The organism is Pseudofrankia sp. DC12 (genome assembly GCF_000966285.1).
In the GTDB taxonomy this organism is placed as follows: domain Bacteria; phylum Actinomycetota; class Actinomycetes; order Frankiales; family Frankiaceae; genus Pseudofrankia.
Window position 1 is genome coordinate 2,133,327 of record NZ_KQ031391.1, and the last position, 21,830, is coordinate 2,155,156.

At 72.7% G+C, this 21,830-nt stretch carries 24 protein-coding genes; 16 read left to right on the forward strand and 8 right to left on the reverse strand.

Annotated features, from left to right (window positions below; genetic code table 11):
• Window positions 1-631: 631 nt before the first annotated feature.
• The 4 genes from FRADC12_RS08580 (at window position 632) to FRADC12_RS08595 (ending at window position 4,015) form a co-directional block, all read left to right on the forward strand.
• Entirely contained in the window at window positions 632-1,567 is a 936-nt protein-coding gene (locus FRADC12_RS08580; RefSeq protein ID WP_045876266.1) for an ABC transporter substrate-binding protein, read from the forward strand.
• 4 nt (window positions 1,568-1,571) lie between these two features.
• A complete protein-coding gene (locus FRADC12_RS08585) occupies window positions 1,572-2,540 on the forward strand; it encodes an amino acid ABC transporter permease (RefSeq protein ID WP_232303679.1) in 969 nt (322 codons plus the stop codon).
• The gene (locus tag FRADC12_RS08590; protein ID WP_283215118.1) at window positions 2,537-3,322 is read left to right on the forward strand and encodes an amino acid ABC transporter ATP-binding protein; all 786 of its coding nucleotides are present in this window, start codon (window positions 2,537-2,539) and stop codon (window positions 3,320-3,322) included. The genes FRADC12_RS08585 and FRADC12_RS08590 overlap by 4 nt, the downstream gene beginning before the upstream one ends.
• A 75-nt stretch (window positions 3,323-3,397) precedes the next feature.
• Window positions 3,398-4,015 (forward strand): dTDP-4-dehydrorhamnose 3,5-epimerase family protein, encoded by a 618-nt coding sequence (locus FRADC12_RS08595; RefSeq protein ID WP_045876267.1) that lies wholly within the window; start codon window positions 3,398-3,400, stop codon window positions 4,013-4,015.
• On the opposite strand, the gene FRADC12_RS08600 is transcribed toward FRADC12_RS08595, so the two are convergent.
• Window positions 3,976-4,284, reverse strand: coding sequence for a S24/S26 family peptidase (locus tag FRADC12_RS08600; protein WP_232303680.1), 309 nt, complete (start codon window positions 4,282-4,284; stop codon window positions 3,976-3,978). The genes FRADC12_RS08595 and FRADC12_RS08600 overlap by 40 nt on opposite strands.
• A gap of 193 nt (window positions 4,285-4,477) precedes the next feature.
• Here FRADC12_RS08600 and sodN point away from each other — a divergent pair, with 193 nt between their 5' ends.
• From sodN to FRADC12_RS29385, 4 genes are all read left to right on the forward strand, one after another.
• Window positions 4,478-4,876 carry a superoxide dismutase, Ni gene (gene sodN / locus FRADC12_RS08605; protein ID WP_045876269.1) on the forward strand — a complete coding sequence of 133 codons (399 nt, stop codon included), beginning with the start codon at window positions 4,478-4,480 and terminating at the stop codon, window positions 4,874-4,876.
• Window positions 4,877-4,955: 79 nt separating this feature from the next.
• Window positions 4,956-5,486 carry a GNAT family N-acetyltransferase gene (locus FRADC12_RS08610; RefSeq protein ID WP_045876270.1) on the forward strand — a complete coding sequence of 177 codons (531 nt, stop codon included), beginning with the start codon at window positions 4,956-4,958 and terminating at the stop codon, window positions 5,484-5,486.
• A 500-nt stretch (window positions 5,487-5,986) separates the two neighbouring features.
• Window positions 5,987-6,514, forward strand: a complete 528-nt coding sequence (locus tag FRADC12_RS08615) for an ATP-binding protein (RefSeq protein WP_045876271.1) — start codon at window positions 5,987-5,989, stop codon at window positions 6,512-6,514.
• Window positions 6,511-7,698, forward strand: a complete 1,188-nt coding sequence (locus FRADC12_RS29385; RefSeq protein ID WP_084010525.1) for an RNA polymerase sigma factor SigF — start codon at window positions 6,511-6,513, stop codon at window positions 7,696-7,698. The genes FRADC12_RS08615 and FRADC12_RS29385 overlap by 4 nt, the downstream gene beginning before the upstream one ends.
• Before the next feature lie 228 nt (window positions 7,699-7,926).
• Here FRADC12_RS29385 and FRADC12_RS08625 read toward each other — a convergent pair whose 3' ends face one another.
• Window positions 7,927-8,442 (reverse strand): hypothetical protein, encoded by a 516-nt coding sequence (locus tag FRADC12_RS08625; RefSeq protein WP_052710768.1) that lies wholly within the window; start codon window positions 8,440-8,442, stop codon window positions 7,927-7,929.
• 295 nt (window positions 8,443-8,737) lie between these two features.
• On the opposite strand from FRADC12_RS08625, the gene FRADC12_RS08630 reads away from it, so the two are divergent.
• On the forward strand, window positions 8,738-9,730 hold the full coding sequence (locus FRADC12_RS08630; RefSeq protein WP_045876272.1) for a diacylglycerol/lipid kinase family protein: 993 nt from the start codon (window positions 8,738-8,740) through the stop codon (window positions 9,728-9,730).
• Between the two features lie 246 nt (window positions 9,731-9,976).
• On the opposite strand, the gene FRADC12_RS08635 is transcribed toward FRADC12_RS08630, so the two are convergent.
• Window positions 9,977-10,789: a glycerophosphodiester phosphodiesterase gene (locus FRADC12_RS08635; protein ID WP_045876273.1), complete on the reverse strand. Its 813-nt coding sequence runs from the start codon at window positions 10,787-10,789 to the stop codon at window positions 9,977-9,979.
• Window positions 10,790-11,523: 734 nt separating this feature from the next.
• Between FRADC12_RS08635 and FRADC12_RS29390 the strand changes: the two genes are divergently transcribed.
• Window positions 11,524-11,769 (forward strand): WhiB family transcriptional regulator, encoded by a 246-nt coding sequence (locus tag FRADC12_RS29390; RefSeq protein WP_084010526.1) that lies wholly within the window; start codon window positions 11,524-11,526, stop codon window positions 11,767-11,769.
• A 544-nt stretch (window positions 11,770-12,313) separates the two neighbouring features.
• Here the strand turns inward: FRADC12_RS29390 and FRADC12_RS08640 are convergent.
• Window positions 12,314-13,771: a sensor histidine kinase gene (locus FRADC12_RS08640; protein ID WP_198153108.1), complete on the reverse strand. Its 1,458-nt coding sequence runs from the start codon at window positions 13,769-13,771 to the stop codon at window positions 12,314-12,316.
• A gap of 315 nt (window positions 13,772-14,086) precedes the next feature.
• Between FRADC12_RS08640 and FRADC12_RS08645 the strand changes: the two genes are divergently transcribed.
• From FRADC12_RS08645 to bsaP, 4 genes are all read left to right on the forward strand, one after another.
• Window positions 14,087-15,247, forward strand: coding sequence for an 8-amino-7-oxononanoate synthase (locus FRADC12_RS08645; RefSeq protein ID WP_045879274.1), 1,161 nt, complete (start codon window positions 14,087-14,089; stop codon window positions 15,245-15,247).
• Entirely contained in the window at window positions 15,244-15,987 is a 744-nt protein-coding gene (gene bioD / locus FRADC12_RS08650) for a dethiobiotin synthase (protein ID WP_045876275.1), read from the forward strand. The genes FRADC12_RS08645 and bioD overlap by 4 nt, the downstream gene beginning before the upstream one ends.
• 214 nt (window positions 15,988-16,201) lie before the next feature.
• A complete protein-coding gene (gene bioB / locus FRADC12_RS08655) occupies window positions 16,202-17,260 on the forward strand; it encodes a biotin synthase BioB (RefSeq protein ID WP_045876276.1) in 1,059 nt (352 codons plus the stop codon).
• Between the two features lie 18 nt (window positions 17,261-17,278).
• Complete coding sequence (gene bsaP / locus FRADC12_RS08660; RefSeq protein ID WP_045876277.1) at window positions 17,279-17,515, forward strand: biotin synthase auxiliary protein BsaP; 237 nt, start codon at window positions 17,279-17,281, stop codon at window positions 17,513-17,515.
• A gap of 229 nt (window positions 17,516-17,744) precedes the next feature.
• On the opposite strand, the gene FRADC12_RS08665 is transcribed toward bsaP, so the two are convergent.
• A complete protein-coding gene (locus tag FRADC12_RS08665) occupies window positions 17,745-17,972 on the reverse strand; it encodes a biotin/lipoyl-binding carrier protein (protein ID WP_045879275.1) in 228 nt (75 codons plus the stop codon).
• Between the two features lie 467 nt (window positions 17,973-18,439).
• Here FRADC12_RS08665 and FRADC12_RS34825 point away from each other — a divergent pair, with 467 nt between their 5' ends.
• Together FRADC12_RS34825 and FRADC12_RS34830 are read left to right on the forward strand one after the other, a co-directional pair.
• Entirely contained in the window at window positions 18,440-19,240 is an 801-nt protein-coding gene (locus FRADC12_RS34825) for a DUF5317 domain-containing protein (RefSeq protein ID WP_045876278.1), read from the forward strand.
• A complete protein-coding gene (locus FRADC12_RS34830; RefSeq protein WP_374113482.1) occupies window positions 19,221-19,295 on the forward strand; it encodes a 50S ribosomal protein bL37 in 75 nt (24 codons plus the stop codon). Before FRADC12_RS34825 ends, FRADC12_RS34830 begins: the two co-directional genes overlap by 20 nt.
• Window positions 19,296-19,557: 262 nt before the next feature.
• On the opposite strand, the gene rsrA is transcribed toward FRADC12_RS34830, so the two are convergent.
• The 3 genes from rsrA to FRADC12_RS08685 form a co-directional block, all read right to left on the reverse strand.
• Complete coding sequence (gene rsrA / locus FRADC12_RS08675) at window positions 19,558-19,854, reverse strand: mycothiol system anti-sigma-R factor (RefSeq protein WP_045876279.1); 297 nt, start codon at window positions 19,852-19,854, stop codon at window positions 19,558-19,560.
• The gene (locus tag FRADC12_RS08680) at window positions 19,851-20,579 is read right to left on the reverse strand and encodes a sigma-70 family RNA polymerase sigma factor (protein ID WP_283215119.1); all 729 of its coding nucleotides are present in this window, start codon (window positions 20,577-20,579) and stop codon (window positions 19,851-19,853) included. The genes rsrA and FRADC12_RS08680 overlap by 4 nt, the downstream gene beginning before the upstream one ends.
• A gap of 318 nt (window positions 20,580-20,897) precedes the next feature.
• Window positions 20,898-21,650, reverse strand: coding sequence for an alpha/beta hydrolase family protein (locus FRADC12_RS08685; protein ID WP_232303681.1), 753 nt, complete (start codon window positions 21,648-21,650; stop codon window positions 20,898-20,900).
• Window positions 21,651-21,830: the final 180 nt, after the last annotated feature.

Below are 21,830 nucleotides of genomic sequence, written 5' to 3' on the forward strand. Positions count from 1 at the left end.
GAAGTGCTGAGCTCGCCCGTCGACTGACAAGGCGGGTGCTCGTGCGGTCATTCCGGGGGTCGCCCAGCGTGGTCGGGCGGGCCCGACTCCGGGGTTCCGGTGGCATCCCTCCGGATGGACATCGCGGCTTCCGGGGAGCAGACCGATGGTCGGCGAGCAGCGGGAGCCGCCGCCTCCGGCGTGAGGAGGCGGGGGTGGAACCGGGGGTCGCCCGGGGCACCGTTCAAATATTGCACGTCGTGGGCGTTCCTTGGCGACCGGCCCGGCAGGTGCGATCGCCCGACCGCGGCCGACGCTTACATGAACGACATGCAAGAGAAATGTCTTGAAACATGAACGAAGCATCCCTGTAGCACCACTGACACGCCACCAGGCTTGGGTGATTGCCCAGGACGTGCGCCGCCGCTGTCGCCTGCCCGCCCCCAGAAACGGCCTGGCAGGACCGCGCAGCGCGGCCCGCGCGCCGTGACGGGGAGGGAGCAGCCGAGCGCCTGCCGAGCCAGCGAACGACCACCGGCGGCCGGCCGGGGACCTGACGGTCCGCGAGCCGCACCGCCACGGGCGGCCCGTCTGGACCGGCGCGGCGGAGCCGTCCGGATCGGGTATCGGTTGGAATCTGGAGAGGATCGGCATGCGCAGTCGAGAACACCGGAGCCTGGACGGCGGGCTGGCCGTCGGCCGTCACGCCGTGCGCAGGACGCTCGCCGCCACCGCGGTGGTCAGCCTCGCGGCGGCGCTGGCCGCCTGTGGCGGCAGCGGCAGCAGCTCCTCGGCCGACACCACGCCGAGCGCGGCCAGCTCGGCCGTGGCGACGCTGCCGGCCGCCCTCGCCGGAAAGACGCTCACGGCCGCCGCGGACGCCTCGTACGCGCCGAACGAGTTCTTCGACACCGATGGCAAGACCGTCATCGGCATGGACGCGGACCTGATCAAGGCGCTCGGCACCGCGCTGGGCACCAAGGTCGACGTCAGGAACGTCGGCTTCGACGACATCATCCCGGCGCTGGACGCCGGCAAGTACAACATCGGCATCTCGTCGTTCACGGACACCAAGGAGCGGGAGGCCAAGGTCGACTTCGTCACCTACTTCTCGGCCGGCACCTCGTTCTTCACCAGCGCCGACAAGCCGGCCGCCGTGAAGACCCTCGACGACCTGTGCGGCCTGACCGTCGCCGTGGAGAAGGGCACCACCCAGGCCGACGACGCCACCGCGCAGGACGGCACCTGCAAGACCGCCGGCAAGCCGGGCGTGACCGTCAGCCAGTTCCCCGACCAGAACGGCGCGAACCTCGCGGTGACCTCCGGCCGCGCACAGGTCTCGATGGCTGACAGCCCTGTCGCCGACTACCAGGTGAAGCTCTCCGAGGGCAAGCTGAAGCTGGTCGGCACTCCGTACGGCACCGCGCCCTACGGCATCGCGGTCCCCAAGAACTCGGGCCTGGCCCAGCCGCTGCTGACCGCGCTGAAGGCACTCATCGCCGACGGCACCTACAAGCAGATCCTCACCAAGTGGGGCGTCGAGGACGGGGCCATCACCAGCCCGCAGATCAATGGCGCTACCAGCTGACAACGTGACGGGCGCCGCGTCGGGGACCACGGTTCCCGACGCGGCGGCAGCCGCCACGCCCCAGGACGGCGCCCCGCCAACGACGCCCGCCACCGCCATCAAGGCGGTCCCGGTCCGCTACCCGGGTCGCTGGGTCACGGCGGCCGTCGTCCTGCTGCTGGTCGCCATGGGCGTCCACGGCCTGGTCACCAACCACCGGTTCCGGTGGGACATCGTCTGGAAGCACCTGTTCACCGAGCCGGTGCTGCGTGGCCTGTGGGCGACCGTCTACCTGACCTTCTTCGCGATGCTCATCGGCATCGTCGGGGGCGTCCTGCTCGCCGTCATGCGCCAGTCGCCGAACCCGCTGCTGAGCGGCGTCTCATGGGTGTACACGTGGTTCTTCCGCGGTACCCCGGTGCTCCTCCAGCTGATCTTCTGGGGCACGATCGGCGCCCTCTACCCACGGATCGCCGTGGGGATCCCGTTCGGGCCCGAGTTCGCCTCGGCCGACTCGAACAAGCTGATACCGCTGATCGTCGCCGGCATCCTCGGCCTCGGGCTGAACGAGGCGGCCTACATGGCCGAGGTCGTGCGCGCCGGGATCTCGGCGGTCGATGAGGGACAGATCGAGGCCGCGCAGGCGCTCGGGATGGGCCGCGGCCTCACCATGCGCCGAATCGTGCTGCCGCAGGCGATGAAGGTCATCATTCCGCCGACCGGCAACGAGACGATCTCGATGCTCAAGACCAGCTCGCTGGTCAGCGTCATCGCGGTCATCGAGTTGACCTACTCGGTCCAGCTGATCTACGCCCGCAACTACCAGACGATCCCGCTGCTGATCGTGGCCGCCATCTGGTACCTGGCGTTGACCTCGGTCCTCAGCGTCGGCCAGTACTTCCTGGAACGCCGCTACGACCCTGCCGCGCGGCGCCAGGCGGCCCTTGTCAGCGCGGCGTACAGCAGCCACGACGCGAGCGGGGGGATGGCATGACCGACCAGACGGCAGCCGGGACCACGCCGATGGTGCTCGCCGAGGACGTCCACCGGTCGTTCGGGCGCAACCACGTGCTGCGCGGGGTGAGCCTGCGGGTCGACCCCGGCGAGGTGCTCTGCCTGATCGGTCCGTCTGGCTCGGGCAAGACCACGATGCTGCGGTGCGTGAACCACCTCGAGAAGGTCGACGCCGGCCGGCTGTGGGTAGACGGCGACCTGGTCGGCTACCGGGAGCACGGCGGGAAGCTGCACGAGCTGCGCGAGCGCGAGGTCTCGAAGCGGCGGGCCGAGATCGGCATGGTCTTCCAGCGCTTCAACCTGTTCGCCCACAAGACGGCGCTGGAGAACATCATGGAGGCGCCGCTGCGGGTGCGCCGGGAGAAGCGCTCGGAGGTCGAGGAGCGCGCCCGCGCGCTGCTGGACCGGGTCGGCCTGGGCCACCGCTGCGAGGCCTACCCGTCCCAGCTCTCAGGCGGCCAGCAGCAGCGGGTGGCGATCGCCCGGGCGCTGGCGATGCGGCCCAAGCTGATGCTGTTCGACGAGCCGACCTCGGCGCTGGACCCGGAGCTGGTCGGCGAGGTACTGGCGATCATGCGCCAGCTCGCCGCCGAGGGCATGACGATGGTCGTCGTCACCCACGAGATGGGCTTCGCGCGCGAGGCCGCCGACACCGTCGTGTTCATGGACGGCGGCGTCGTCGTCGAGACCGGGCCGCCCGACCAGGTCCTCGTGAACCCCCGGCACGACAGGACGAAGTCCTTCCTGTCCAAGGTGCTCTGAGCCACGGTGCCGCCCGCGGATCGCTGGGAGGCCTGGACGTACGGCCAGGCGGGCGAACCGGTACGGTCCGCAAGCGTGGACGTCACCGAACTGTCCGTACCGGACGCGTGGGTCTTCACCCCACGACAGCACACCGACAGCCGCGGCACCTTCCTCGAGTGGTTCCGCGCCGACGCGCTGGAGAAGGCCCTGGGTCACCCGCTCGGGCTGGCCCAGGGCAACCACAGCATCAGCAGGGCGGGGACGCTGCGCGGGGTGCACTACGCCGACGTGCCGCCGAGCCAGGCGAAATACGTCACCTGTGTGTCCGGCCGGGTGCTGGACTGTGTGATCGACATCCGGGTCGGCTCGCCGACGTTCGGCCAGTGGGCCGCCGTCCAGCTCGACGACGTCGACCGCAAGGGGGTCTACCTCGCCGAGGGCCTCGGGCACGCGTTCATCGCGCTGACCGACGGCGCGCAGGTCTCCTACCTGTGTTCAACGCCATACACCCCCGGCCGGGAGCGCGGCATCAACCCGCTGGACCCCGACCTCGCGCTGCCCTGGCCGGCCGACCTGGCCCCGCTGCTGTCGGACAAGGACGCGGCCGCCCCCACACTCAAGGAGGCCGAGGCCGCGGGGCTACTGCCCTCGTACGCCGCCTGCCAGGCGTTCTACGCCGACCTGCGCAGCCAGGCCGGCTTCGGCCAGTAACGCACCAGCACGCGACCGAGCACGTCCTGACCAGGGACCATGCCGAAGGCCGCGCTGTCCGTGCCGACCCCGACGTTGTCCGAGCGCAGCCACCAGCTGCCGTCCGGGTCGGCGAACTGCGCGCGCTTCACGCCCAGCCCGCGACCGCCGGGAAGCCGGGCGACGACCACGTCACCGGGCTGCGCCGCCCGGCCCCACCAGACCAGGCAGGCGTCGCCGTCGCGCAGCGTCGGTACCATCGACGCACCGCGGACGGAGACCGCCCGCACGGGAATGCAAGGCCGCACAGAGGTAGGTTGCCAGAAGGTGGGGACACGGGCCGGCGCCCCCGCACGCCAGCTGCCGCGCGCGACGCGCGAGGCCGGCTAGGCGCGCGAAACACGGATCGGCCCGCGCAGGCGCGCTCGGTTCGCGCACCGCCCGTGCCCCCGACGCGACGATCGTGCGAGGAAGGACGGCGGCATGAGCCTGCTGCATCCCAAGACCCAGGTGAGCGCGCACTGCGACCTCCCCTGTGGCGTCTACGACCCGGCGCAGGCCCGGATCGAGGCCCAGTCGGTCAAGGCGATCCAGGAGAAGTACCAGGGCAACGAGGACCCGGTGTTCCGGTCGCGTGCGCTCTCCATCAAGGAGGAGCGGGCCGACCTGGTCAAGCACCACCTGTGGGTGCTGTGGACCGACTACTTCAAGCCGAACCACCTGGAGAAGTACCCGCAGCTGCACGACCTGTTCTGGCAGGCCACCAAGGCCGCCGGCGCGGCCGGCGCCAAGGGTTCGGTCGACCCGGCCGACGGCCAGAAGCTGATCGACCTGATCGACGAGATCGCCAAGGTCTTCTGGGAGACCAAGGCCGCTGCCTGATCTCGCCTGCTCTGCCGACGTCCCCGGGTGCCCCAGGCTCCCGGGGACGTCGTTTTCCCGCCAGCCCCAGGAGGCGACCATGATCCGACCAGCCCAACCGGCGGACGTCGCGGCGTTGCTCCAGCTCGTCCGTGCACTCGCGGAGTACGAGCGCGAGCCGGACGCGGTGAAGATGACCGAGCCGGACCTCACCGAGGCGCTGTTCGGCGCGAAGCCGTCCGCGGGCGCGCTGGTGGCCGTCTCGGGCGGCGAAGGCCTCCAGGGGGCGCCGGACGGCGTCGTAGGGTTCGCGATCTGGCACGAGACGTTCTCGACCTGGACCGGCCGAGCCGGGTCGTTCCTCGTCGACCTGTTCGTCGCGCCGGAGCACCGCCGGGCCGGGCACGGCCGCGCCCTGCTGGCACGGCTCGCCGCGACCGCGCGCGACCGCGGCCACCTGCGCCTCGAATGGGACGTGCTGGGCTGGAACACGTCCGCGCAGGCTTTCTACCGGTCGCTGGGCGCGGCGCCCATGGAGGGCTGGACGACCTGGCGGCTCAGCGCTGAAGGTATCGCCGCGCTCGCGGCGACCGACGCCGACCCGGCCGCGGATCGCCGGATCCCCACTTAGCCGACAACACCGCGCCCACGGCGTTTGATCGGCCGACCTGCGCCACCCCGCCTCGCGTGGGTACCGTGGGTACAGCGCGCGCCCCACCGGCCACCGCACGCGGAGGTCGCGCGGCGGGGCACGCTCGGCCGCCGGCCGCCCGCCGACGGCCAACAGGACGGTCCGTGCCAGAGCGACGGGGATGTCGGTTTCCCAGCGGCTGTCCGCGCGGACGAGCTGGGGCCCCTGCTCCCGGACCCCGCGGTCGAGCGCCCGCTCGGCCGCCCAGTGACCCGATAGGCCCGACTGAGCCAGCGCATCGACTAGGCGGGCCACGCACGCACGGCCGTCGGTTGGCCGCCCGGTGGCTGTACGTGGACCGCTGGGCGCCCGCCGCGACGAGCTGGCCGCCGAGCCGGATGATGTAGGCGTTAGGTACGTGCATCCGGGGGACGAGAGCTCGAACTCACGGCCGGCGGCGAGGTCTCGCCGCCGGAACGACGCAGCACTGGGGGTAGAACGTGGATCCGACGCCTTCAGCCGATGGCACGGGCAACTCCAGCGGCGTCCACGGTGGAGGCCTGCGCGACGTTGTGCAGCTCACAATTCCGGCCGCCGGCGCCTACCTGACCGTGCTGCGTACCGCGACGGCGTCACTCGCCGCCCGGCTGGACTTCACCCTCGATGACATCGAGGACCTGCGGATCGCCGTGGACGAGGCGTCCGCGCTGCTGCTGGTCTCCGCCGTCCCCGGCTCCGCGCTGGAATGCGTGTTCACCCTGTCCCCCGGCCTCATGCGAGTCACCGTCTCGGTCGACAGCCTGGATAGCGAGCCGCCGTCCAAGGACACGTTCGCGTGGACCGTGCTGAGCGCGCTCGCGGGCGAGGTCTCCAGCTCCACCGGGCCGGGCCACCGGGTCACGATCGAGCTGGCGAAGCGGCGTGGTGACCGCGCCGACCTGGGCGAGCCGCCGGCCGGTCACGTCCGCAGCCGCAGCGCCGAGCCGAGCGAGCTGGGCGCGAAGCTCGGCGCCGTGGGGACCTCATGACCTCGGCAGGACGCACCCCGACCACCCCGAGAGACCGGTTCTCCAGTCTGAACCAGCGCGCGGGCGGCCCCGATGAGGCCGTGCCCGACGCGCCCGAGGGCGCGGGTTCCCGGCGGTCGCGGCCAGCCCAGCCGGCGTCGCGGTCCGACACGAAGGCAGGCGCTCCGGCCGCCAGCCCGAGCCCGGCCGCGGGCAGCCCCGGCGCGCCCGGCACCGCGGCGACCGGCCCCGCACGGGCGGCGGAGCCCGAGCTCACCGACGACACCGAGTCCGCGGGCACCGACGTGACTGATCTCACGGATGGCGAGCGGGCGGGTGCCGCGATCGACGGCACCACAAACGAGGACACCGCGACCGCGCCGCAGGCTGACACCACAGCGTCCGACGCCGGTGAGCACACCGAGCGCCCGGCCGACCGGACCTCGTCGCCGGACCGGGCCCATGCCCGCGCGCTGTTCGCCCGGCTGGTCGAGCTCCCCGAAGGCGACACCGAGCGCGCAGCCATCCGTGACCAGCTGGTCCGGATGCACCTTCCGCTGGTCGAGTACCTCGCTCGCAGGTTCCGCAACCGGGGCGAGCCACTGGACGACCTCGTCCAGGTGGCCACGATCGGCCTGATCAAGTCCGTCGACCGGTTCGACCCGGAGCGTGGCGTCGAGTTCTCCACCTACGCCACCCCGACGATCGTCGGCGAGATCAAGCGGCACTTCCGCGACAAGGGCTGGGCCATCCGGGTCCCGCGCCGGCTGCAGGAGCTGAAGCTCTCGCTGACGAAGGCGACCTCGGAGCTGTCCCAGTCGCTGGGGCGCTCGCCCACGGTCGCCGAGATCGCCTCCCACCTCCAGATGAGCGAGGAAGAGGTCCTCGAGGGCCTGGAGTCGGCCAACGCCTACTCGGCCGTCTCGCTGGACGCGCCCGACTCGGGCGACGACGAGGCGCCGGCCGTCGCCGACACCCTGGGCGTCCCGGACGAGTCGCTGGAAGGCGTCGAGTACCGGGAGTCGCTCAAGCCGCTGTTGGAGAAGCTACCGCCGCGGGAGAAGCGCATCCTGCTGCTGCGTTTCTTCGGGAACATGACCCAGTCCCAGATCGCGATCGAGCTGGGCATCTCCCAGATGCACGTCTCACGTCTGCTGGCCCGCACCCTGGCCCAGCTCCGCCGAGGACTGCTCGAAGACAACTAGCTGCAGGGCGAGCGGCCGGAACGGGCGCGGAGCGCCCGCCGGCCGCTCGCCGGGTTCGGGCGCTGAGCGCCCTCCCCAATGTGGTTCTGGGCTCGGGAGGAATCCGGCGGCAGCACCAGTCCAGGGTCGGGACCTTGAGCCGCGTCCCGCTTGGTCGGGACCCTGGGTTGCGTCCCGCTTCCCGGTTGGCGGCTCGTTGCGTTGCTTGCTCGCGGTCTTCCGTCGGCTCTATTCGGCGGGGGGTGTACGGGAGGCTGCGAGGGCCAGGAGGGTCAGGGTGGCTACGGCCACGGCGAGCAGGGGGACGCCGTAGGCGAGGAGGCCGTTCTGGATCATGGCCCAGCCGACGGGGAGGCACAGGAGCTCGATCACGACGATCGGCGCCTTCGAGGAGGTCCGCCGGACCACCCGCGCGCGGCCGAGCCCGATGACGACCACGCCGCAGACCAGGCAGAGCACACCGCCGAACTCGGCGCGGCCCAGGTTGTCGATGTGGTGGCCGAAGCCCCGGACCACCTGCCAGACCCCGAGCCCGACGAGCAGCAGGCCCTGCGCGGCGACCAGAACCGCCGCCGCCGCGAGCGCCCGCGGCGCCTCGGCGAAGGCCACGAAGGTCGCCCGGACCGCGGCCAGGACGTCGGTCGGTGCCGCCGCGGCTGGAACCAGCCCGGCCGCGCTCGCGTCGGCCCGCTGCGCTGACCCGGCGTCCCGGCCCCTGGCGCCCGGCGTCTCGGCTCTTCCCATGCCGATGACCCTACGGCCCGGCGAGACCCACTCACACCCGTATCCACGCCGATTCCAGCGTTCTGGCCCGGCTGCCGGTTCGGCCCGAGCCGTGGCGGGCACGGACAGATCGGCGTGACGGTCAATCCCGAGCCGACACGAGTCAAACCGGCAGTTTCGGGAAGTTGACGAGTAGGCCGCACGCAGATGACGTCAAGACCGCTGGCCCAGCCCGCGACATTCTGTTACGTAGCCGACATTGTGAGACATTCCGCATACGAGCATCGGAAAGCGACGCGGTACTACCGTGATGGTCATGCGAGGGCTCCTGGTCGTCAATCCCGCCGCGACGACGACCACAGAGCGGGTCCGGGACGTCCTGGTCACCGCCCTGTCGGCCGACCTCGCGGTGGAAACCGTCATCACCAAGGGGCGCGGCCACGCGGCTGAGCTGGCCCAGCGCGCCACCGAAACCGGAATCGACGTCGTCATCACGCTCGGCGGCGACGGCACGGTGAACGAAGTCGCCAACGGCCTGCTGCGCGACGGCCCGAACCCGGACGCGCCGGCGCTCGCGGTCGTCCCCGGTGGCAGTACCAATGTCTTCGCGCGGGCGCTGGGATATTCCGCCTCTCCCGTCGAGGCCACCGGCGAACTGCTCGCCCATCTGCGCGAGGGCACGAGCCGCCGGGTCGGCCTCGGCCACGCACGCTGGTCCGACCAGTCGCGCTGGTTCACCTTCTGCGCCGGCATGGGCCTGGACGCGGAGGTCGTCGGGCGGGTCGAGCGCAAGCGCTCGGGCGGCCGGGGCAACAGCGCCGGGCTCTTCCTGCGCAGCGGAGTGGCCCGCTACAGCGCCGGCGCCGGCCGGGGCCACCCGCGCATCACCCTCGACGTAGAGCCCGACCGCACCGCTACCGCGCCCGCCGCCGAGGGCCCACCGGCCGGCGAGGACGCGGCCACCGGCCCGGACCGCGAGCTCGACGTCGTCGTCGTCTGCAACACCGTCCCGTGGACCTACCTCGGCGACCGACCGGTCCGGGCCTGCCCGGAGGCGTCCTTCGACACCGGCCTCGACGTCCTGGGGCTGCGCCGGCTGCACCTGTCGAGCCTGCTGCGCGTCACCAGCCAGATGCTCACGGGCGAGCGTGGGCCACACGGCCGCAACATGCTGCTGGAACATGACCTCGACGTCATACGGCTGCGGGCCACCCCGCAGGCCCCGTTCCAGATGGACGGCGAGTACCTCGGCCAGCACGCCGAGGTGACGCTGACTTCCCACCCCGCCGCCCTGCGCGTCATCGCGTAGGGCAGCGGCCAGAAACGGCGCTCCGCGCCTCTGCAGACCTCCCAGATCGGCTTCGTCGATCCGGCAGGGACCCGGCTTTGCCTGCTTCGGGCGCTTTGCGCCCTCGCCTAGGTGGTTCTGGGCGGGGCTGAAGTGCGGAGGCGGGCGCTTGTCCAGAATCGGGGCCTCGGGTCGCCTTCCGCTCCCTGGGTCGCCTTCCGCTCCCTGGGTCGCTGGCGCGGCCAGAGGTCCCGACCTGGATCGGCGCTACTGCCGGTTGTCTACCTTCGGCCCAGAATCACGTGGGCGAGGGCGCAAAGCGCCCGAAGCAGGTGAAGCGGCCGAAGGTGCGCCAGCGCCGGTTCCGGCCGATCGCCGCAGGGCGCGGACGACGTCGGCGGGGTCGTCGCAGATCACCGCGTCGACGCCGGCGTCGCGCAGGCGCAGCGCGGCGCGGTCGCTGGTGACGGTCCAGGTGACCAGCCGGACGCCGGCCCGGTGGGCGAGCGCCGCCGCGTCCGGGGCGGCCAGCACCGCGGACGTGTGGGCGTGCAGTTCCCGGTGGCCGGCCGAGCGAACGTAGGCCAGGCCGCCGCTCACCGCCATCCGGGGCATGGTCAGGAATCCGGTCGGCACCCCGAGATCCGCCGCGCGGACCCGCTCGATGGCGAACCAGTCGAACGACGACACGGTGACGCCTGCGTCCGCGCCGGTCAGGCCACGGGCACGCAGCACCTCGACGAGCACCTGCGCGGTCCGCTCCCGGGGTGCGTCGAAGTCCGGCTGGCCCGGCTGGTTCTTGATCTCGATGATGATCCGGCCTCGCCCGGCCCACACATCCAGGACGTCGTGCAGCGTCGGCACTCCTCTGGCGCCCAGCTCGGCCGTGGAGCGCCGCAGGACGGCCCGCCCGCCCAGCCGGGGCAGCCGTGCGTCATGGACCACGACGAGCTCTCCGTCGGCGCTGCGGCGGACGTCGATCTCGATCCCGTCCGCGCCGGCCGCTAAGGCCGCGTCAACGGCGGCGACGGTGTTCTCCGGGCCGGGATCCCGGCTGCCGCGATGCCCCAGTACCTCCACGGAGCCTCCCCCACCGAACGCCCGGAACCACGCCCCTCGACGCCATCCTGCACCGCGGGCGCCGGCCGTGCCGTCCGGACGCTTCGACCGGGCCTCCGCCCCCCGCACCGGCCGTCGGGCGCGAGACCCGCCTCACCCGGCCGCCCCGCCGCGAGCGGGGCGAGGTAAGAATTGTGTAACAAGTACGTGCGGACGATCGTCATCGAGCCGCCGTCCGGCCGCCTGAGGGCCGCCGCGGGGCCGCCGCGGCCTCGCCCAGACCGGCCCATCCGAAACTGCCGACCATGCCTAGTTGGCATGAACCCTGTCGTATGATCCTGCATGGCCTACTTGGACTATCCCGACAACGCCCAACCGATGGAGCCAACAGCCCATAGCCATCAGGCATCGAGATGGCCGTCCCTAGTCATCCCGAGTGCCTTCGGTCGTGGTCCGCCCGTGTCCCCAGCGGACAAGTGCAGGCCAGAGATGGTGTGAAGGCGCCTGCAGGTTCTTGCGCCCCTGCCCGTTCCGGTGGGAGGGTGGCGAATGTCCGAGGTGGATGACCACATACACCCGGGCGCACGCTTGCACACGTGTCGTCAGGCACACAGTCGGCCAGCCGACACCCGAGTCAGTCGCCGCAGGCAGAGAGAGAACCTCTGCACGAGACCGTCAGGTCGTGGCGCAACCCGGAGGGCCGGCCAGCCGTCTCATGTGCAGTGTCGCCCGCTACGACAGAGGGAGTAGGACGCATGGACTGGCGCCACAGAGCGCTCTGCCGTGACGAGGACCCCGAGCTCTTCTTCCCCATCGGGACCACCGGACCCGCAGAGCGTCAGATCGACGAAGCCAAAGCCGTCTGCCGACGTTGCTCTGTTACGTCCGACTGCCTGAACTGGGCGCTCGAAACCGGCCAGGACGCCGGTGTGTGGGGCGGCCTGAGCGAAGACGAGCGACGTGCCCTCAAGCGTCAGGTGCTGCGGGTCCGTACCGCCTGAGTGAAGGTTCCCACCGGAGCGGCGTCGCCGTTCCGGGAAGTCTGAGGTCACAAGCCGCTGGCCGCTAGTCAGCGACGAGGCCGCGATCCAAGCCCGAGGGCGCAGCCCTCCCCGCGAGGCCGAGGCAACCACGGCCGACGGGCCCACGGGCTGGAACCCGACAACGCCGTGCTCTGCCGAGCCCGGCTTCAGAGAGCAAGAAGCGCTGGCCGAGGAAGTGAGCGGCACAGCGGTAGTTGCATCCGTGCCCATGTCACGCTGCGCACCCGTCCGGTGCGTCTCGGACGCCGGCACTCTCGGCCGTTCTGTCCGCACGGCCGCCGTCTCCGCGCGGCGCGCCACGGACGGAGCGGCCGATGCGTTTTCCCGGGTCCGACCCACGGGCAAAACCGACGGCGCAGGCTCGATGCCGACCTCGACCGGCACAGCACTCACCGTCACTCGGAACGGCGAAGAGCCTGACGCAACGTGAGCGCGCGATACACGCTCATCGACGACAGACTCCACGTGCCGAGGGATACCCGGCTCCGCAAGCCCCAAACACTCAATTTGAAGAAAGTGGAATCGACAGCAGGGCCTCGGTTCCGCGACCGGCGCCGGCCTGCAGCCGGATCGTCCCCTGCATCTCGCCGAGCACGAGCTGACGCACGATCTGCAGGCCCAGGCGCGGCGAGTGCTCCAGCTGGAAGTCGTCCGGCAGGCCGGCGCCGTCGTCCGCGACGACGACGTCGAGGCGGCTGGCCGTGCGGCGCACTCGGACCTCGATCGAGCCCGCGGAACCATCGAACGCATGTTCGACAGCATTCTGCAAAAGTTCGGAGAGCACAAGCGCCAACGGCGTGGCGAGCGCACCGGACAGCATCCCGAACGAGCCAACCCGGCGCGTCGTCGCCCTGGACCCCGTGGTCGCCAGATCGACGGTGACCGACGTGATCTGGTCGGCGATCTCGTCGAACGGGACCGACTCCCCCAGCGTCTGGGACAGCGTCTCGTGCACCAGGGCGATCGACGTCACCCGGCGCACCGACTCGCCGAGGGCGTCCCTGGCCTCGTCCACCTTGGTCCGGCGCATCTGCAGGCGCAGCAGGGCCGCCACCGTCTGCAGGTTGTTCTTCACCCGGTGGTGGATCTCCCGGATCGTCGCGTCCTTGCTCAGCAGCTGCGCCTCGCGGCGGCGCAGCTCGGAGACGTCGCGCACCAGGACCAGGACCTCGCGGGTCTGGCCGGGGAAAAGCGGGATCGCCCGCAGCAGCACCACGGTGCTACCGACGGCCAGCTCGACCTCGACCGGGCGACGCCGGCCGATCGCGTGCCACACCGCCGGCGTGGTGGCCGGCAGGTTCAGCGCCCGATGCACCGAGCGCAGGTCCTCGCCGGTGACGTTCCCGGTGTAGCCGAGCCTGCGGTAGGCCGACAGCGCGTTCGGGCTCGCGAAGATGACCTTCCCGGCCCCGTCCAGGCGCATCATGCCGTCCCCGACCCGGGGCGACTCGGGCAGCTCGGCCGGGCTGCCCCGGAACGGGAACAGGCCCTCGGCCACCATCAGCGCCAGGTTGTTCGCGCCCTGCAGGTAGGCCGACTCCAGCGCGCTCGGGGTGCGGGTGGTGGCCAGGTTGGTGTCCCGGGCCAGGACCGCGATCACCTTGTCGCCGTGGCGCACCGGGATCGCCTCGGTGCGCACCGGGACTCCGCCGTCCCACTCCGGCTCGCCCTCGCGGGCGATCCGGTGCTCCCGCCAGGCGTTGCGCACCACCCAGCGGTTGATCACGACGCTGCCGACCTCGTCGTTGTGGTAAGCGGTCGGGCCGGTGGTCGGGCGCACCTGGGCGACGACGAGGAACTCGGTCTGGCCGCCCCGGCCGGCCCGTGTGCTGGAGGTCCTGCTGGGAACCAGGAGCAGGAGGTCCGCGAACGACAGGTCGGCCAGCAGCGCCCAGTCCGCGACCAGTGCGTGCAGGTGGTCGATGTCCTCGTCGCGGAGGTCGGTGCTCGCGTGGAGCATGTCAGCGAGGGTTCCCACGGCCGGAAGACTGCCAGAAGAACCCGCCTCTTGAACAACCAAGGCCGCCGGGTGATCTCCGCGCCGGGTCGGATCGGCCGCGACGGGGCGACGCCGCCCCTGGTCGAACCGGGTGGCCGCGCCCGGCGGCCCGGCCCGGGGCCTGACCAGCGGCAACCCGCCCACCCCGGGCCAGCTGCCGAGGCCGCGGCGGGATCCGCCGGCAACGGCTGTCCCGCACAGCGAAGGCCCGGCTGTTCTGTGCCCGGCGCGCTACCCGTGCCCCAGCGAAGCCGACATACAGTCGCGGACGTGACCGTGCACGAGCGACTGAGCGCGCCGCCCGCCCCGCTGGCCTGGCTGGACGCGAACGCCCAGGCCCGGCGCATCGCGGGCCTGCGTCGGTCGGTGCTGCCCCGGCCCGCGGTGGACCACCGGATCCGCCTCGACCTCGCCGGCAACGACTACCTCGGCCTGGCCCGGCACCCCGACGTCATCGAGGCCGGCGTGGCCGCGCTGCGCGCCTGGGGCGCCGGCTCGACCGGCAGCCGGCTCGTGAGCGGCACGACCGAGCTGCACGCCGAGCTGGAGGCGGAGCTGGCCGCGCACTGCGGCTTCGCCGCGGGCCTGGTCTTCGCCTCCGGCTACGCGGCGAACCTGGGCGCACTGACGGCGTTGGCCTCGGCCGGTGACCTCGTCGTCTCCGACGAGCACAACCACGCCTCGATCGTCGACGCCTGCCGGCTCTCTCGCGCCGAGGTGGCGGTCGTCCCGCATCTGGACGTCACCGCCGTCGACGCGGCGCTGGCCAGGCGCTCCTACCGACGGGCGCTGGTCGTCACCGACTCGGTCTTCTCCGCCGACGGCGACCTGGCCCAGCTGGCCGAGCTGCACGCGGCCACCCGTCGCCACGGCGCAGTGCTGCTGGTGGACGAGGCGCACGCGCTCGGCGTCGTCGGCACCCGCGGCGAGGGCGCGGCCGCGGCCGCCGGGCTCGCCGGTGAGCCGGACGTCGTGGCCACCGTCACCCTGTCGAAGTCGCTGGGCAGCCAGGGCGGGGCGGTGCTCGGGCCAATCGAGGTCCGCGATCACCTCATCGACACGGCCCGGACGTTCATCTTCGACACCGGGCTCGCGCCGGCCGCCGCCGGCGCAGCCCTCGGTGCGTTGCGGCTGTTGGTCGCCACCCCGGCGCTGGCCGCTCGGGCCCGCGCGCGGGCGGGCGAGCTGGCCCGCATCGCCGACGCGCCGGCACCCGCGGCGGCCGTCGTGTCGGTCGTGCTCGGCGAGCCGGAGCGGGCGGTGGCGGCGGCGGAGACCTGCCGTGAGCACGGTGTCGCCGTCGGCTGTTTCCGGCCGCCGACGGTCCCGCCGGGCACGAGCCGGCTGCGGCTGTCCGCGCGGGCCGACCTGACCGACGACGACGTGGCGCTGTTCGCCACGGCGTTGTCCGCCGCTCGGGCGGCGCAGCGGACATGAGCGTCCTCGTCGTCACCGGCACGGGCACGGGGGTCGGCAAGACCGTCGTCACGGCCGCCGTGGCGGCACTCGCGCTCGATCGCGGCCGGCGCGTGGCCGGCGGCGATCCCGGCGGCTCGGTCGCGGTGGTCAAGCCAGCGCAGACCGGCGTCGCGCCTGGCGAGCCGGGCGACGTCGACCTGGTCGGGGACCTGACCGGGCTCACCGAGCTCCACGAGCTGGCCCGCTACCCGGACCCGCTGGCACCGGCGACGGCGGCGCGGCGCGGCGGCCTTCCCGCCGTCGACCTCGCGGGCGTCGCCGACGCCGTCGCCAAGCTGTCGGTCGATCACCGGCTCGTCCTGGTCGAGGGGGCTGGCGGGCTGCTGGTGCGCTACGACGACGATGGCCGCACGTTGGCCGACCTCGCACGGCTGCTGCGTGCACCAGTGCTGGTCGTGACCCGACCAGCACTGGGCACCCTGAGCGACACCGCGCTGACACTCGAGGCGCTCGCGCACCGCGGGCTGGAGCTCGCCGGCGTGGTCATCGGCAGCTGGCCGGTGCGGCCAGAGCTCGCCGAACGCGCGAACCTCGCCGACCTGGAGACTGTCGCCGGCCGGCCCCTGGCCGGCGCGCTCCCGGCGGGCGCCGGCCAGCTCGACCACGCCGGCTTCCGGGCGCTGGCCCGCCGGTCGCTCGCGCCCTCTCTGGGCGGCACCTTCGACCCCGTCGCCTTCCACGCCGGGCACCTTCCCTAGGCGAGTGCGAGAGACCACGTCCAAGGAACGCGCGCCAGGGCCGGGCTGGGCCGGAGAATGGGCGGGCCTGGCACGGCTCCCAGACGTCCCGACGCCCGCGTTTACGTACCGCCACTGCCCCGATGCCCACTGACCCGATGCCCACTGACCCCAATGCCCACTGACCCCAATGCTCACTGAACCGAATGCCGGTTCCGGCGGCTGGAGTGAACCTGTGACCCCTCCCGTGACCACCGTCAGCCCGACGGCCCAGCAGCCGGCGACCGAGCTACCGGCCGACGTGGCGGCGTTGCTCGCCACCGCCCGGGCGCAGGTTCTGGTCGAAGGCCGCGGGCTCGACGAGGCGCAGGTCCTGGCCGTGCTGGAGCTGCCGGACGAGGCGGTGCCGCAGCTGCTGGCGCTCGCGCACGAGGTGCGCACGCGCTGGTGCGGCCCCGAGGTCGAGGTCGAGGGCATCGTCAGCCTCAAGACCGGCGGCTGCCCGGAGGACTGCCACTTCTGCTCGCAGTCGGGCAAGTTCGACTCGCCGGTCCGCTCGGCCTGGCTGGACGTGCCGAGCCTGGTCGAGGCCGCGAGGGCGACGGCGGCCACCGGCGCGACCGAGTTCTGCATCGTCGCGGCCGTGCGCGGCCCGGACGCCCGCCTGATGGCCCAGGTCCGCGAGGGCGTCGCGGCAATCCGCGCGGCCGTCGAGATCAACGTGGCCTGTTCGCTGGGCATGCTGACGCAGGAGCAGGTCGACGAGCTGGTCGCCATGGGCGTGCACCGCTACAACCACAACCTGGAGACGGCCCGCTCGCACTTCGCGAACGTCGTCACGACGCACAGCTGGGAAGAGCGGCTCGACACCTGCCAGCTGGTCCGCGCTGCCGGGATGGAGCTGTGCTGCGGCGCGATCCTGGGCGTCGGCGAGACCCTGGCCCAGCGGGCCGAGCTCGCGGCGCAGCTCGCCGCGCTGGAGCCGGACGAGGTGCCGCTGAACTTCCTCAACCCGCGGCCGGGAACCCCCTTCGGCGACCTGCCGGTGGTCGGGGCCAAGGACGCGCTGCGCGCGATCGCGGCCTACCGGCTGGCCATGCCGCGCACGATCCTGCGGTACGCGGGCGGCCGGGAGATCACCCTGGGCGACCTCACCGAGGACGGTATGCTGGGCGGCATCAACGCGGTGATCGTGGGCAACTACCTGACCACGCTGGGCCAGTCCCCCACCGTCGACCTGGCCATGCTCGACCGGCTCTCGATGCCGATCAGGTCGCTGCAGGCGACCCTCTAGCCGCGGGAGCGAGCTCAGGTGACCGCCGAGCACCACACACCGGCCTCCACGGCGACGCCGCCGGCGACCCCGGCCTTCTGCGACCGCTGCGGCGAACCGGCCGGGGCCGGCGCGCACGACGACTGCGCCACGGCCCGCGCGCTGGAGCCGCCGCGTTACTGCCCCATCTGCCGGCGTCGGCTCGTGGTCCAGGTCGTCCCCACCGGCTGGACCGCCCGCTGCGCCGAGCACGGCATCAGCACCTCGCCTCGCTGACCTGCGCCGGCCCCCGGGCCGCGGGTTTCGGATGCCGCGGCCGGCTTCCGGAGGGCTCAGGCCGCAGGCCGGCCCTCCGAGACATCAGTCCTACCTCGCGGTCGCCGGCCGGGCAGAAACCACGACCACGGCGCAGGGCCAGGCCAGGTCCCGGGGCACTGCGGCCCGACGCACAGACGCGCTGCCCGGATCCCACGCAGGGCGGCCCGGACGTTGGGCCCGGCGGCCGTCAGACTGGCAGGGGCTCGACGACGGCGATGAGGTCGCCGTCCTGGACGACGTCGCCCTCCTGAACGGCGATCTGAGCGACGGTGCCGCCGTCCTCGCTGATGACCGGGATCTCCATCTTCATCGAGTCGAGGATCACCAGCGCGTCCCCGGCGGCGACGGCGTCGCCCACTCCGACGACAACCTTCCAGACGTTCGCCACCATCTCGGCGCGGACTTCCTCGGCCATGGTCATCCCTTCCGGGGCACGGGTGCGCGGGACGCGCACGGGTCGGGGCGCTCGGGTGTTCAACCGGCCCGTCCGGGGCTGTCGGGCGGATGGCCCGGCAGACCTTCGCCCAGATCGGCGTCACCCGGATCAGCGTGGTCGGGTCGGCTGGGCGGTCCCGCGGAGCCCCGGACCCCTGCCGATCCGTTTGCCAGCGTAGACCGCCTCCCCCGCGCCGATCCGACCGTGGCGCCGGTGTGTCAGATCAGCCCCATCCCCGTCGATCGGCGGACACGCCCTGGTAACGCCAGGCGCACAGGGGAACGCAGAGATCATCCGGCCAGGGCTCTGGGCCACCGCGTCCCGGGTCTCCGCGGGACGCCCGGGCCGCGCCCGCCGGCCGGGCGGTGCCGGGAAAAACCGACAAATACCTGCGGCGACGGCAAGTCGATGCGGGGTAGTAGCTGACGGGCTAGGAGACTACGGGTGTGTTCGTTCTCCTCGTCCTTGCCCTGCTGGCCGGTCTGCTGATCGCCCGGCTGCGCGGGGGGACCCTGGACGCGCTCGGGCGGGTCCAGGTGCGGCTCGCCTGGCTGGCCGTCGTCATCGTCCTCGCGCTCCTGGTCGCCGTCGTCGCGCCCCGGTTCCAGACCGTCGGCTGGCTGGCCGCGGCCCTGCTCGCCGCCATCCTCTCCGCGGCCAACCGGCGGATTCCAGGGCTGTTCCTGGTCTTCGTCGGGCTCGCGCTGAACGTGGCCGTGATCGGCGCCAACCACGGCCGCATGCCCGTCTCGACGGCGGCGATCAGCTCCGCCGGGATGACCCGGGCCGACGTGGCCCGGTCGGACCACTACGTGCTCGCGGACCACGACACCCGGCTGCCGTATCTGGGGGACGTGATCGCGTTCCCGTTCTGGGGAGCACCGACGGCGCTCAGCGCCGGCGACGTGCTGATCGCGTCCGGGGTCGGGCTTTTCGCCGGGCTCGCTCCGGTCCGGGCGAGCCGGACCCTGCAGGCCCGCAGGGCGGCTCGCGATCGACGCCGCGACCGCCGCCAGACGCAGGCCGACGGCGACGGCGACGGCGACGGCGACGGCGACGGCGACCCGGGCACCAGGCCAGCCACGGCGCGCGGTGGTCGCGAGCCGGTCGCCGCCCTGCCGGCCGGCCCGGCGGCGGGCGTCACGGCCACGCCGCGGCGTGGCACGATGGCCGCTGATGTCAGCGACGAGCGACACGGCGGCGACGACTCAGAGAGGAGATCGCGGCATGGCGAAGAAGAAGCGTAAGCGGCGCGCCCGGGCGAAGAACAAGGCCAACCACGGCAAGCGCCCGAACGCGTAGGGCAATCGGCCGGAACCGGGCCCGGAGTGCCCTTCGCGGACCTCCCAGATCGGCTTCGCCGATCCGGGAGGGACCCCGGATCTGCCTGGATCGGGCGCCTAGAGCGCCCTCCCCAATCCCGATCTCCGGCCCCTGGAGGTCCAGGGGCCGCCCTGTCCAGGGTCGGGATCGTGGCTGGGTGGCGCTGGGCCCGCCCGGCGGGCATCAACAACGACGAACGCCCCGCCGGCTTGTGGCCGCGGGGCGTTCGTCGTTACTCGGGCTACTCGGCGTACAGGTCCGAGGCGGCCGGCCCCGAGGCAGCCTCGGCGCGGACCGAGCGGAGGCGGGCCATCAGGCTCACCCGCAGCGAGTCGGGCGCGCGCTCTCCCCCGCACTTGCGGGCAACGAGCAGCTTCACCTCCTGCTCGACGCCGAACTCGCGCAGGCACGGCGAGCACTCGTCCAGATGAGCTCGGATCAGGTTCTGCTGACTGCTGTCGCACTCGTTGTCGAGATACAGGAACACCGCGTCGAGAACCTTGCGACAGTCGATCTCGTGCGGTTCGCCGCAGCTCACGAAACACCGCCCTCGCTCCCGGTGGAGCCGGCGGGAACCAGCCCGCGCTCCCTGGCGTACTCCTCCAGCGAGTTGCGCAGACCGCGCCGACCCCGATGCAGCCGGGACATAACCGTGCCGATGGGGGTGCCCATGATCTCAGCGATCTCCTTATAGGCGAAACCCTCTACATCGGCCAGATAGACGGCCATGCGGAAGTCCTCGGGCAGCGCCTGCAGCGCGTCCTTGATGTCGCTGTCGGGCAGGTGCTCCAGCGCCTCGGCCTCGGCGCTCTTCAGACCGGTCGACGTGTGCGACTCCGCCTCGGCGAGCTGCCAGTCCTCGACCTGCTCGGTCGGGCTCTGCAGCGGCTGGCGCTGCCGCTTGCGGTAGCTGTTGATGAAGGTGTTCGTGAGGATGCGGTACAGCCAGGCCTTGAGGTTGGTGCCCTCCTGGAACTGGTGGAACGCCGCGAACGCCTTCACGAAGGTCTCCTGGACGAGATCTTCGGCGTCGGCCGGGTTGCGCGTCATCCGCAATGCGGCCGCGTACAGCTGGTCGAGGTATGGAAGGGCGTCGCGCTCGAACCGCGCGCCCCGCTCCTCGGTGGTCTCGTCGACCAGGATCACTTCCTCACCGCTCGGAGAGCCCGAGGGAACGACCCCCCGGACCTGCGTCGCGGGCCGCCGGACGGCTGACTTGGCGTCAACGGCCGGGGCGGCCCACGGACCGCTCGCCGCCGTCACCGTCGCGATGTCCTCGGCCGCCAGAAGCTCCGGCCCCGTCGGGGCGTTCTGGCCCGTTACGTCTTCCCATCGCGCGAGCGGCTGCGCCGAGCGGCTCTCACCGGTCTTCCTCGGGGACGATACCCTGCCAACCGGGAGTGCGCCTGACGGCGAACCGCCCCCGGCGACGGGCAGCGAGACGAGGCCGCCCGCCATCATCACCGGCGCGGCTACCGGCCGGTACAGCTGGCTCTCAGGCGTCAATGTCAGACCTCCGTGACCTCTGCTTGCACACTCGCCAACCGTCCGGGCCGCCGGTGGATTCCCCGGCCGGCGCGATCACCCGCCGGCGCGGCCCGGGCGGCCGTCGAGGCGGTGGACCAGCCACTCGGCCGCCAGGCCAGTGGCCTCGTCGAGGACCTCCGCGGCTGGCCTGCCATCGCGGACCCTGACCTTGAACGAATGGTCGGCGCCCGCGATCACGACCACCTCGACGCCACTGGCCGGATCGGCCAGCGGCCGGCCGAAGGAGTCCCGCTCCCCCTGCACGACCAGGACCGGCACCCCGGCGCCGGACAGTTCCGCCTGTCGGAGAACCTCCCGGTCCGGCTTCGCCGAGCCGGGCGAGGCCTGAGCGCCGGGAGGGCGCAGCGGGAAGCCGAGCGCGACGACGCCACGCGCCCCGACCTGGCGGGCGGTCCGTACCGCCACCCTGGAGCCCATCGACGCCCCCGCCAGGGCCAGCCGGGGCGGGCGGCCCAGCGCCTCGAAGGCTGCGGCCAGGACGGCGTCCAGGCGCGCGGCGCGGTCCGGGGCCTTGCGGCCGGCGACGCGGTAGGGCATCTCGAGCCGAGCGACGGTGATGCCCGCCGCGCCGAGCCGCTCGGCCAGCCGCAGCAGCACCGGCGTCTGGGTGCCGGAGCCCGCGCCATGCAGCACCACCACCACCGGTGGGCCATCTGCGGTCCCCGCGGGAAGCCCGTAGCCGCTGGCCTCGCTACCAGCGCTGATCCCGGGGTCAAGACCGGGAACCACGAACAGTGCCCCGCCGTCGACAGATAGGACGGTTTCGGGCCGGGCCTCGGTGGTCATAGCGGTAGTGCCGCGCGGAGCGGCAGGCGAGGTCACGGCGGGCTCGGAGCCGCCCGTCGGGACGAGCTCGGCCGAGGGCGGAACGGGAACGGACACGTGGTCAGCGGGAGAGGGCATGCGGGCGGGCGGGGATGGTGGCGCGCGGGGCAGCCGACGGCGACTCGCCGGCCGGCCCGCGGC